Raw genomic sequence first — 11,767 nt, forward strand, 5'->3', positions numbered from 1 at the left:
CTGGAACTTCACCGAAAGGGTTTGCAAGGGGCGGAGAGAGTTGATATAATGATATATCACCCCTTTGTCCCGCCGGGACAGAGAGACAGAACGAGACGCGAGGTGACAGGATGTTCCTGAAAGCGCTTGAGATCCAGGGCTTCAAATCCTTTCCCGACAAGACCGTGCTCACCTTCGGGGAGGATATCACCGCCATCGTGGGACCGAACGGCTCAGGGAAGTCCAACCTCTCGGACGCGGTGCGCTGGGTCATGGGCGAGCAGTCCAGCCGGGCCCTCCGGGGCGGGAAGATGGAGGACGTGATCTTCGGCGGCACCGAGAAGCGCCGCCAGCTGGGCTTCGCCGAGGTGAGTCTGGTGCTGGAGGACCCCGACCATCAGCTGGGCCAGCCGGAGGACGAAGTCCGGGTCACCCGCCGCTACTACCGCTCCGGAGAGAGCGAATACTACATCAACCGGCACACCGTCCGGCTCAAGGACGTGAACGAGCTCTTCATGGACACCGGCCTGGGCCGGGAGGGCTACTCCATCATCGGGCAGGGCCGGATCGACGAGATCCTGTCCGTCAAGAGCGCCGACCGTCGGGAGGTCTTTGAAGAGGCCGCCGGCATCTCCCGCTTCCGCCACCGGAAGGAGGAGGCCGAGCGCCGGCTGGAGCGCACCGAGGAGAACCTGGTCCGCATCCGGGACAAGATCGACGAGCTGGAATTGCAGGTGGAGCCCCTCCGCCAGCAGGCGGAGAAGGCCAAAAAGTTCCTCCTCTGCCGGGACGAGATGCGGGGGCTGGAGATCTCCCTCTGGCTGGAACAGCTGGACCGGCTCCGCACCGAGGCCCTGCGCACCACGTCTGAGCACGAGCGGGCCGTCCGCCGGAAGGAGGAAGCCGCCAGGGCGCAGGAGGACCTGTACGCCAAGGCCGAGGCCCTGGGAGCTAGGATGCGGGAGAAGGATGTGGAGGCCGAGGGCATCCGCTTCACCATGATGCAGCGGCAGGCCGACGCCAACGGACTGGAGAGCGCCGTGGCCGTCCTCCGCAGCAGCATCCGGCATAACACCGACAACGCCGGGCGCATCCGGCGGGAGCTGGAACAGCAGGAGGGCCGGGAGGGCTCTCTGGACGAGCAGATCCGGAGCCGGAAGGACCGGCTGGCGGCCATCGCCGCCGAGACGGCGGACATCCGGACGGCCCTGACGGAGCAGGAGCAGGAGGCCGTCCGCCTGTCCGGTCAGGCGGGAGAGCTGGACGGCCAGCTCCAGGAGCTCCGCCGGAAGGCCGAGCTGGACACCGCCTCCGCCGCGGAGGCCAAGGCCCTGCTGTCCGCGCTGGCGGCGGCGGCCCAGGAGCTGCTGGACCGGGACGAGGCCATCCGCCGCTCCATCGCCGAGGAGGAGGAGTCCATCCGGGCGCTGGAGACCGAGGCCGCCGGGGCCCAGGCCGAGCTGGACAAGGCCCGGGAGGGCCGGGACGCCCTGCGCAACATCATCCAGGGCTATGGCCTGCGGGTCAGGACCCGGAGCGACAAGGCCGACAAGGCGGAACAACTCCGCCGGGACCTGGAGGTGGAGGACCGGAGCCTCACCGCCCGGATCCGGATGCTCCGGGAGCTGGAAAAGTCCTATGAGGGCTTCCAAAAGGCGGTGAAGCTGGTCATGGGCGAGGCCGGCCGGGACCGGCTCCGGGGCATCCGGGGCCCGGTGGCCAGCCTGATCCGGGTGCCGGATCCCTGGGCCGTGGCCATCGAGACCGCTCTGGGCGGGGCCATGCAGCACCTGGTGGTGGAGCGGCAGGAGGATGGCAAGGCCGCCATCCAGTGGCTCAAGCGCCGGGACGGCGGACGGGCCACCTTCCTGCCCATGGACGCGGTGCGGCCCTCAGACTTCCGGGACAAGGCCGTGGCGCAGGAGCCCGGCTTCGTGGGCATGGGCGACGCGCTGGTGTCCTTCGAGGCGGAGTACGGCCGCATCTTCTCCAACCTGCTGGGCCGGACCGTGGTGGCGGAGGACATGGACGCCGCCATCGCCATGGCCCGGAAGTACGGCCACCGCTTCAAGATCGTCACGCTGGACGGACAGGTGCTCAACCCCGGCGGCTCCATGACGGGCGGCTCGGCGAGCCGGTCCGCCGGCATCCTCAGCCGGGCCAACGAGCTGGAGCGTCTGGACCGGCAGGCCGCCGGCCTGTCCCAAAAGCTGGAGGAGGCCTCCCATGCCGCCGCCGAGGCGGCCCGGGAGGCGGCCAAGGCCCGCTATGAGCTGGAGACCGCTCAGGGCCAGGTCCGCCAGCACGAGGACGCCATCCTCCAGCTGGAGGAGCGCCGCGCCCGGCAGGAGGAGCGGCTGAGGGAGCTCCGGACCCGCCGGGACGAGCAGAGGGAAGAGCTCTCCCAGCTCTCCCAGCGGCAGGAGCAGACCGAGAACGACACCGGGAAGGCCCGGGCGCGCATCGAGGCCCTGGAGGGCTCCGCCGCCGCCCTGCGGGCCGAGGCCCAGGGCAAGGAGGCGGGCCAGCAGTCCTTCCGGGAGAAGATGGAGCTCCTCCAGACTGCCCTCCACGAGGGGAAGGCCCGTCTGGCCGCCCTGTCTGCCGAGAAGGAGACCACGGCGGACAGCCTGGAGGAGCTGGAGGCCCTGCGGCAGGATCTGGCCGGGGACCGGCTCCAGCAGACCGCCCTGCTGGCGGAGTTCGACGAGAAGAACGCCGGGCTGGAGCGGGAGATCCGGGAGAAGGAGGATCGGCTCTGTGCCATCCGCGCCGAGGCCAAGGACCGCGAGGAGGACATCGCCCGCCTGAACCGGGAGAAGCTGGACCTGGAGGCCCAGCGCAACCAGGCCGACAAGGACAGCCGGGAGCAGAACGCCGTCCTGCTGGAGCTGGAGCGCTCCGCGGCGGCGCTGGAGCAGAAGAAGCAGACCCAGGCCATGGAGGAGAAGAACCTGCTGGACAAGCTGTGGGAGACCTACGAGCTGACCCATCAGGCGGCCCTCCGCCAGCGGGTGGCGCTGGAGAGCGTCTCTCAGGCACAGCGCCGGGTGGCGGAACTCAAGCGGACCATCTCCGGACTGGGCAACATCAATCTGGACGCCATCGAGGAGTTCCAGCGGGTGAACGAGCGCTACACCTATCTGACCGACCAGCGGGACGACGTGGAGAAGGCCAAGAAGGAACTGGGCGGCATCATCGCCGCCATCACCGACGAGATGAAGCGCATCTTCGGCGAGGAGTTCGCCAAGCTCAACGAGGTGTTCCAGTCCACCTTCAAGGAGCTCTTCGGCGGGGGACACGCCTCGCTGGAGCTGGAGGATGAGGACGACATCCTCAACTGCGGCATCGAGATCCGGGTCCAGCCCCCGGGCAAGGCCCTGAAGATCCTGACCCTGCTCTCCGGCGGGGAGAAGGCCTTCGTGGCCATCGCCCTCTACTTCGCCATCCTGAAGGTGCGGCCCACCCCCTTCTGCGTCATGGACGAGATCGAGGCCGCTCTGGACGACGCCAACGTGAGCCGCTATGCCCACTACCTGCGCCGGATGGCGGACAAGACCCAGTTCATCGTCATCACCCACCGCCGGGGCACCATGGAGGAGGCCGACGTGCTCTACGGCGTCACCATGCAGGAGCGGGGCGTCAGCCGCGTCCTCACCATCGACCTGAACCGGGCCGAGCGGGAGTTGGGGCTCAAGGCCGATTGACCGGGAACTTTGACACGGCTTCGGCCGTCTATCCAGGAAGGAGCGATCCAAAGCATGGACTACAAGAAAGCGTGGAACTGGTCCAACGCGCTGACGGCGCTGGGCGTATTCGGCCTCATGCTGGGAGGCGGGTTTGCCCACCGGTCCCAGACCCTGTTCTGGGCGGTGGTGATCGGGGCCCTGGCCCTGGTGGCCGTGGGCTATGTGATCCACTTCAAATGGTGCCGCTGTCCCCACTGCGGGGACCGCATCCGGGTGACGGACTGGCTCATGCGCCTGCCCAAGATCTGCCCCAAGTGCCATGAGGAGCTGAAATGACGCCAGACCCATCAAGACAGAAAGGACCGAGATGACATGGGCTTTTTCGATAAGATCAAGGCGGGCCTGACCCGCACGAAGGAGAACATCGGACACTCCTTCGACCAGCTCTTCGCCGGGGAGCTGGACGACGATTTCTACGACGAACTGGAGGAGGCGCTGATCCTCTCCGACATGGGCGTGGAGACCGCCATGGAGGCGGTGGAGGAGCTCCGCCGCCGCGCCAAGAGCGAGAAGATCCGGGATGCGGAAGGGGGCCGGGAGTGCCTGCGGGGCATCCTCACCGAGTTCCTGGATGTGGGCGACCTGAGCCTGAAGCTGGACACGAAGCCCTCCGTGGCCCTGTTCATCGGGGTGAACGGCGTGGGCAAGACCACCACCATCGGCAAGCTGTCCGCCCATCTGAAGGGAGAGGGCAAACGGGTCCTCATGGCCGCCGCCGATACCTTCCGGGCCGCCGCCGCCGACCAGCTGGAGATCTGGTCCGAGCGGTGCGGGGTGGACATCGTCCGCCAGCACGAGGGGGCCGACCCCGCCGCCGTGGTGTTTGACGCCCTGTCCGCCGCCAAGGCCCGGGGCACCGACGTGGTCCTGGTGGACACCGCAGGCCGGCTCCACAACAAGCAGAACCTGATGAACGAGCTCAACAAGATCAGCCGCATCCTGGATCGGGAGCTCCCCGGCGCCGACCGGGAGACCCTGCTGGTGCTGGACGCCACCACTGGCCAGAACGGCCTCATCCAGGCCAAGCAGTTCCGGGAGGCCGCCGGCATCACCGGCATCGTCCTCACCAAGCTGGACGGCTCCGCCAAGGGCGGCATCGTGGTGGCCATCGCCCGGGAACTGGGCGTGCCCGTGAAGTACATCGGCGTGGGCGAGGGCATCGACGATCTGATGCCCTTCCAGCCCGCCGAGTTCGTGAAGGCGTTCATCTGAAACGAGACAGGAGGTCATTGATATGGGCAGTCGCATCGACGGCCGCGGGCCGGAGGAACTGCGTCCGGTGGAGATCCTCCCCGGCGTCAACAAATTCGCGGAGGGGTCCTGCCTCATCCGCTGTGGGAACACCCATGTGCTCTGTACCGCCAGCGTGGAGGACCGGACCCCGCCCCATGTGGCGGAGGGTCACGGCTGGGTCACGGCGGAGTACTCCATGCTCCCCCGTGCCAACCGGGAGCGGTCCCGGCGGGACATCTCCAAGCTGAAGCTCTCCCCCCGCTCGGCGGAGATCCAGCGGCTGATCGGCCGCTCCCTCCGGGCCTGCGTGGACATGGAGGCCCTGGGCGAGCGGTCCATCACTGTGGACTGCGACGTGCTCCAGGGGGACGGGGGCACCCGCACCGCCTCCGTCACCGGCGGCTTCGTGGCGCTGGCGCTGGCCTGCCGGAAGCTGATGGCCGAGGGGAAGCTGGAGAAGGACCCCATCGTGGGCCAGACGGCGGCCGTGTCCGCCGGCATCGTGGGGGAGGAGACCCTGCTGGACCTGTGCTATGAGGAGGACTCCTCCGCGCAGGTGGACCTGAACTGCGTCATGGATGACCAGGGCCGCCTGATCGAGCTCCAGGGCACCGGCGAGGGCCGTCCCTTCACCATCGAGGAGCAGCGGGCCCTGGTGGATCTGTGCGCCAAGGGCATCGAACGGCTCCAGGCCATCCAGCGGGCGGCGCTGGGAGAGGAGGCGCAGGCGTGATGAAGCTGGTGCTGGCGAGCAGGAACCAGAAGAAGCTCCGGGAGCTCCAGGAGATCCTGTCCGAGCTGGGCGTGGAGGTCCTCTCCGAGGCCGACGCCGGCGTGGACGTGGACGTAGAGGAGACCGGGACCACCTTCGAGGAGAACGCCTTCCTGAAGGCTCATGCGGTCATGGAGGCCAGCGGCCTGCCCGCGGTGGCCGACGACTCCGGCCTGTGTGTGGACGCCCTGAACGGCGCGCCGGGGATCTACTCCGCCCGATACGGCGGTCCGGGGCTGGATGACGTGGGCCGCTATCAGCTCCTGCTGGAGAACATGCGGGGCCAGCTGGACCGGCGGTGCCGGTTCGTCTCGGCGATCTGTTGCTGTTTCCCCGACGGGCGGAGGGTGGAGGCCCGGGGCGAGTGTCCCGGCACTCTGGCCTATGCCCCCAAGGGGGAGGACGGCTTCGGCTACGACCCCATCTTCTTCGTGCCGGAGCAGAAAAAGACCTTCGCCGAGCTGTCGGCGGAGGAGAAGAACGCCATCTCCCACCGGGGCAGGGCACTGGCCCTGTTCCGCCGGAAGCTGGAGGAGGCGTGACCATCGGCCGCGCTTCGGCCGGCCGGATGTCGGACCGATCAAATGTTGAGACTATCAAAGGAGACAAGTACATTGGAACTGACGAGCAAGCAGAGGGCCCAGCTTCGGGGCCTGGCCAACCACATCGACACCATCGTGCAGGTGGGCAAGAACGGCATCGGGGACGACCTGGTGGCCGACGTGAACAGCGCTCTGGAGGCCCGGGAGCTCATCAAGGGGCGGGTGCTGGAGAACTCCATGCTCAGCCCCCGCGAGGCGGCGGAGGAGCTGGCCGTGAAGGCCCGGGCCGAGGTGGTCCAGGTCATCGGGAGCAAATTCGTCCTCTACCGCAAGAGCCACCGCAAGGACCTCAAGGATCCCATCGTTCTGGTCAAGGACAAAAAGCGCGGCTGATGCCGAGCGGAAAGGGTGCGGTTCCATGAAGATCGGTATTTATGGCGGGACCTTCGATCCCCCTCATCTGGGACATATGGCGGCGGCCCGGGCGGCGCTGGACGCGCTGGAGCTGGACAAGCTCCTCTTCGTGCCGGCGGCGGTCCCGCCCCACAAGGCCCTGCCGGAGGACGCCCCTTCGGCGGAGGAGCGTCTGGCCATGACGGCCATCCTGGCGGACGCGATGCTGCGGCCGGACCGGGTGGAGGCCGACGGGCTGGAGCTGGAGCGGACCGGCAAGAGCTTCTCCTCCGACACGGTGCAGGCGCTCCGGGCCCGCTGGCCGGAGGATGAGTTGTGGTTCCTGGTGGGGACCGATATGTTCCTGTCCCTCCAGGACTGGCATGAGCCGGAGACGATCCTCTCCAACTGCGGCATCGTGGCCTTCGCCCGGGCCCGGGACGACCGCATGGAGGCGCTGGAGCGCCATGCGGCCCGGCTCCGGGAGAAGTTCGGGGCCAAGGTGCGGGTCATCCAGATCCCCGACCTGGTGGAGATCTCCTCCACCGAACTGCGGGGCCTGCTGGCCATGGGGAAGGGCCAGGAATGGCTCTGCCCCTCCGTATACGGCTACATCCTGATGCACGGGCTCTACGGCACCCACGCGGATCTGGAGCATCTGGATGACGCAGACCTGCGGGCCTGCTCCTATTCCATGATGAAGGCCAAGCGTATCCGCCATGTGAAGGGCGTGGAGGAGGAGGGCGTCAAGCTGGCCCTCCACTGGGGCGCCGACCCGGAGAAGGCCCGGAAGGCCGGCATCCTCCACGACTGCACCAAATACTGGGACTTGGAAAAACAGTTGCGGACCTGTGAGAAATATGGTATCGTTTTGGACGACTTGGAGCGCCGCGCGGTGAAGCTGCTCCATGCCAAGACCGGCGCGGCGATCGCACGGTATGTGTTCGGCATGCCGGAGGACGTGTGTGAGGCCATCTACTGGCATACCACCGGCAAGGGGGACATGACCCTGCTGGACAAGATCCTGTACATGGCCGACTATATGGAGCCTGGCCGGGACTTCGAGGGGGTGGAGCGCCTGCGGGAGCTGGCCTACACCGACCTGGACGAGGCGGTGCTCCTGGGGTGTGAGATGAGCATCCAGGATATGGAGGAGCGGGGACAGCCCATCCACTACCGTACCCAGGAGGCTTACGATCAGCTGCGAGACAGAAAGCGAGACTAAAACAGAATGGAACCTGATAAGAGAGAACACCGGAGGGGCGGCGCCCGGCTCCAGCAGAAGCCGGACACCGTCCGGACCTCCCGATCCCGGAAGCAGACGAAGCGGCCCCGCCGCCCCTGGCGGACGCTCAGCGGCCGGGAGAAGGCCCTGCGCGTGCTGATCGGCATCGCCATCGCTCTGGCGGCGGTGCTGATCGGGCTGGTCCTCTTCTGGAACGTGTTCGTCCAGAAGCCCTCCATCCCCGGCGAGCCCGACTTGCCCGATCTGCCCATGGAGAGCGGCGGACAGCTCCTCACCGACCGGCCGGGACGGACCTCGGCGGACCGGAAGAAGGACTTCTTCACCTTCCTGGTGATCGGCCGGGACACCGGCGGCGGCGGCAACACCGACACCATCCTGCTGGCGGCCTATGATGTGCCGAACCAGAAGCTCAACGTCATGAGCATCCCCCGGGACACGATGGTCAACGTGTCCTGGGACATCAAGAAGATCAACTCCGTCTATAACTTCAACGGCGGAGGCGACGACGGCATCAAGGCCCTGTACAAGGAGATCAGCCAGCTGGTGGGCTTCGTGCCCGACTTCCAGGTGGTGGTGGAGTGGAAGGCCGTGGGCGAGCTGGTGGACGCCCTGGGCGGCGTCTACTTCGACGTGCCCCGGAACATGAACTATGAGGACCCGACGCAGGACCTGTCCATCCACATCAAGAAGGGCTATCAGAAGCTGGACGGCGAGGCCGCCATGGGCGTGGTCCGCTACCGCCATGACAACGATATGCGCTACGGCTACGCCGACGGCGACCTGGGCCGCATCAAGACCCAGCAGGCCTTCCTGAAGGCCGTGGTCAAGCAATGCCTCCAGATCCAGAACGTGAGCAAGATCAACGAACTGGCCAGGGTGTTCACCGACAACGTGACCACCGACCTGACCATCAACAACCTGGCCTGGTTCGCTCAGGAGGCCATCTTCGGCGGGCTGGACATGGAGAACGTGGACTTCTGCACCATGCCCAACGAGGGCCAAATGGTGTGGAGCCGGAGCTATCACAACTATCAGTCCTATGTGACCCCCATCGAGGACGAGCTGGTGGACCTGGTGAACGAGAGCTTCAACCCCTATAAGGAGGACCTGGACCCCAGCGAACTGGACATCATGGGCGTGGACGCCAACGGGCGCCTCACCTCCACCACCGGCCATGTGGAGGACTCCAAGGCCAACAGCTCCGTGGGGAGCGGCAGTTCCTCCGGCGGCTCCGGCAGCAGCTCCAGCGGCAGGGACGACAGCAGCCAGCCTCAGACCAGCAGCCGTCCCAGTCCCAGCGATGAGCCGGCGGTCAGCACCGCCCCCAGCCACAGCACCGCGCCGGAGGAGAACGGCTCTCATGGGAACGATGAGCCGGCGGCCTCTCAGGAGCCTGCCGCCAGCACCGTGCCCGAGGAGCCGGTCTCGACCCCGGAACCCACCCACACGCCGGCCGCCACCCAGCCCCCCGCCCATGAGGAGCCCTCCTCCGGCGGCGGGGAAGAGGTGGCCATGCCCCCGGAGGCCGCCGCCTGACGGCCGCGCCGATGAAGAATGAACAAGGAGGAGTCTCAATGACGCCGAAGGAACTCGCCCTGGCCGCGGCCAAGGCTTTGGACAGCAAGAAGGGCCAGGACATCAAGGTCCTGGAGACCGGCCATCTCACCACCCTGGCCGACTATTTCGTGATCTGCACCGCCACCTCCACCACGCAGGTGAAGGCGCTGGCGGACACCTGTGAGAAGATGCTCAAGGATCTGGGCGAAGCTCCCCACCATGTGGAGGGCCACCGGGAGGGCGGCTGGATCCTGCTGGACTTCTCCGCCGTGGTGGTCCATGTGTTCATGGACGAGACCCGGAAGTTCTACGGCCTGGAGCGTCTCTGGTCTGACGCCACTGAGGTGGACATCAGCGATATCGTCCTGCCCAACGGCTGAGGACGGCCCCATCTGCCATCTCTCCCCAAAAAACAAACGCGCTCTGTCCCATCCATCGGGACAGAGCGCGTTCGTCTTATATGGGGGGTACGGGACGGATCAGTCCTCTTCGGGCTGGTCTTCGCCGGCGTGGGGGTCGTCGTAGACCTTGATGTCGTCGGCGGTCAGGATGCCCTGGCGGACGTAGTAGTCGCCGATAGCGGCCTTGATCGCCTGCTCGGCCAGGACGGAGCAGTGCATCTTGTGCAGGGGAAGTCCGCCCAGGGCGTCGGCCACCTGCTGGTTGGTGAGGGCGAAGGCCTGCTCGATGGTGCGGCCTCGGATCATCTCCGTGGCCATGGAGCTGGTGGCGATGGCGGAGGCACAGCCGAAGGTCTTGAACTTGGCGTCCTGGATGACGTCGTCCTCCACCCGGAGCGTCACCTGCATGATGTCGCCGCACTTGGGGTTGCCGGCCACGCCCACCGCGTCGGCGTCCTCGATGGTGCCCACGTTGCGGGGGTTGTGGAAATAGTCCATGACTTTGTCCGTATACATGGAAGGTCCTTTCTGCCTGCCCGCCGCTCAGAGACGAAAGGGGAACGGGGCAGGATGGTTTTCTCCTACGATCATAGTCCAGCAGGGGGAAAAAGTCAAGCGAACTTGACGCCCCCGGCGGGGGATGCTATATTGAAAAGACGACCCATGGATGGAAGGGGAGGATATCGTGGACAAGAAGCTCGTTCGGAGCATCCTGCTGATCGTGACCTACACGGTCCTGCTGGTGCTGGCCCTCCTGCGGTTCGAGGAACTGCGGGGGCTGTTCGCCCGGCTGATGGGCCTGCTCCGGCCGGTGTACATCGGCTTCGCCGTGGCCTTCGTGCTGGACCGGCCCTGCCGGTGCTTCTACAAACTCTACCAGAGGATACTGGGGGGCGGCCCGGCGGGACGGGCCAGCCGGCCGCTGGCGGTGGCTACCTCCTATCTGGCCCTGTTGGCGGCGCTGGCCGTGCTGGTGTCCTTCGTCCTGCCGAAAGTAGGGGAGAGCGTCCAGCTCTTCGTCAGCCAGCTGGGGGGCTATCTCTACGCCCTCCGGGACATGGCCCAGAGCCTGATGAGCTGTCTGCACCTGGACACGGACGCCCTGTACGCGGGCCTCCCCAGCGTGTCGGAGCTGACCCGCTATCTGCGGGACGCGGTCGATGGGCTGTTCCAGGGCCTGAGCAGTACCCTGATGGGGGTGGTGAACTTCACCAGCGCCCTGATCTCGGTGGCGGTGACGGGCCTGCTGTCTCTGATCTTCTCCATCTATATGCTGGGCGGCCGGGACACCCTCTTGCCCCAGTGCCGCCGGGTCCTGCTGGCCTATGTGCCCCGGAAGTGGGCGGAGCCCATCCTGGGGGTGGTGCGGCTGACGGCGGCCACCTTCACCAACTACGTCAGCGGCCAGCTGATCGAGGCCTGCATCCTGGGGGCCCTGTGCGCGGCGGGGACCCTGTTCATCCAGGCGGACTATGCCCCGCTGATCGGCGTGATCGTGGGGGCGTCGGCCCTGGTCCCCGTGGCGGGGGCCTATATCGGGGCGGCGCTGGGGGCCTTCCTCCTGCTGATGGTCTCCCCGCTGAAGGCCCTGATCTTCCTGGTGTTCCTGGGCATCCTCCAGCAGATCGAGGGCAACGTGATCTACCCCCGGGTGGTGGGGACCTCCATCGGCCTGCCCGGCATCTGGGTGCTGGCGGCGGTGACGGTGGGCGGCGGGCTCTTCGGCCTGCCCGGCATCCTGCTCAGCGTGCCCACCGCCTCGGTGCTGTACGCCCTGCTCAGGAAGGACGTGCGGCGTAGGACCGCGGAGCGGGAGGCGCGGTGACGGCAGGCCCGCCAGCCGTCCCGAGTTTCCGTGCGCCGCTCTTGCGCTCCGCATCGGTTTTCGGTATAAT

Annotated in this window: 11 protein-coding genes; 10 read left to right on the forward strand and 1 reads right to left on the reverse strand. The window is 67.0% G+C overall.

From position 1 onward, the window contains the following. Positions 1–110 precede the first annotated feature (110 nt). From smc to rsfS, 9 genes are all read left to right on the forward strand, one after another. Positions 111–3,686 carry a chromosome segregation protein SMC gene (gene smc, locus KQI12_RS00935; RefSeq protein ID WP_216569977.1) on the forward strand — a complete coding sequence of 1,192 codons (3,576 nt, stop codon included), beginning with the start codon at positions 111–113 and terminating at the stop codon, positions 3,684–3,686. A 54-nt stretch (positions 3,687–3,740) separates the two neighbouring features. Beyond that, positions 3,741–4,004, forward strand: a complete 264-nt coding sequence (locus KQI12_RS00940; protein WP_216569979.1) for a cysteine-rich KTR domain-containing protein — start codon at positions 3,741–3,743, stop codon at positions 4,002–4,004. A 36-nt stretch (positions 4,005–4,040) separates the two neighbouring features. After that, the gene (ftsY, locus tag KQI12_RS00945; RefSeq protein ID WP_216569981.1) at positions 4,041–4,940 is read left to right on the forward strand and encodes a signal recognition particle-docking protein FtsY; all 900 of its coding nucleotides are present in this window, start codon (positions 4,041–4,043) and stop codon (positions 4,938–4,940) included. Between the two features lie 22 nt (positions 4,941–4,962). Further along, entirely contained in the window at positions 4,963–5,694 is a 732-nt protein-coding gene (rph, locus tag KQI12_RS00950) for a ribonuclease PH (RefSeq protein WP_216569983.1), read from the forward strand. After that, positions 5,694–6,275, forward strand: coding sequence for an XTP/dITP diphosphatase (locus KQI12_RS00955; protein ID WP_216569985.1), 582 nt, complete (start codon positions 5,694–5,696; stop codon positions 6,273–6,275). The genes rph and KQI12_RS00955 overlap by 1 nt, the downstream gene beginning before the upstream one ends. A gap of 72 nt (positions 6,276–6,347) precedes the next feature. Next, positions 6,348–6,668 carry a ribosome assembly RNA-binding protein YhbY gene (gene yhbY / locus KQI12_RS00960; protein ID WP_253290755.1) on the forward strand — a complete coding sequence of 107 codons (321 nt, stop codon included), beginning with the start codon at positions 6,348–6,350 and terminating at the stop codon, positions 6,666–6,668. A 25-nt stretch (positions 6,669–6,693) separates the two neighbouring features. Further along, positions 6,694–7,893, forward strand: a complete 1,200-nt coding sequence (nadD, locus tag KQI12_RS00965) for a nicotinate (nicotinamide) nucleotide adenylyltransferase (protein WP_216569988.1) — start codon at positions 6,694–6,696, stop codon at positions 7,891–7,893. Positions 7,894–7,899: 6 nt separating this feature from the next. Further along, a complete protein-coding gene (locus KQI12_RS12680) occupies positions 7,900–9,450 on the forward strand; it encodes an LCP family protein (RefSeq protein ID WP_216569989.1) in 1,551 nt (516 codons plus the stop codon). Positions 9,451–9,488: 38 nt separating this feature from the next. After that, positions 9,489–9,851, forward strand: a complete 363-nt coding sequence (gene rsfS / locus KQI12_RS00975) for a ribosome silencing factor (protein WP_216569990.1) — start codon at positions 9,489–9,491, stop codon at positions 9,849–9,851. Positions 9,852–9,950: 99 nt separating this feature from the next. Here rsfS and nifU read toward each other — a convergent pair whose 3' ends face one another. Next, positions 9,951–10,388, reverse strand: coding sequence for a Fe-S cluster assembly scaffold protein NifU (nifU, locus tag KQI12_RS00980; protein ID WP_216569991.1), 438 nt, complete (start codon positions 10,386–10,388; stop codon positions 9,951–9,953). A 151-nt stretch (positions 10,389–10,539) separates the two neighbouring features. Here nifU and KQI12_RS00985 point away from each other — a divergent pair, with 151 nt between their 5' ends. Next, a complete protein-coding gene (locus KQI12_RS00985; protein ID WP_216569992.1) occupies positions 10,540–11,697 on the forward strand; it encodes an AI-2E family transporter in 1,158 nt (385 codons plus the stop codon). Positions 11,698–11,767 lie beyond the last annotated feature (70 nt).

This window comes from Pseudoflavonifractor sp. MSJ-37 (genome assembly GCF_018917965.1).
Classification (GTDB): Bacteria; Bacillota; Clostridia; order Oscillospirales; family Oscillospiraceae; genus Pseudoflavonifractor_A.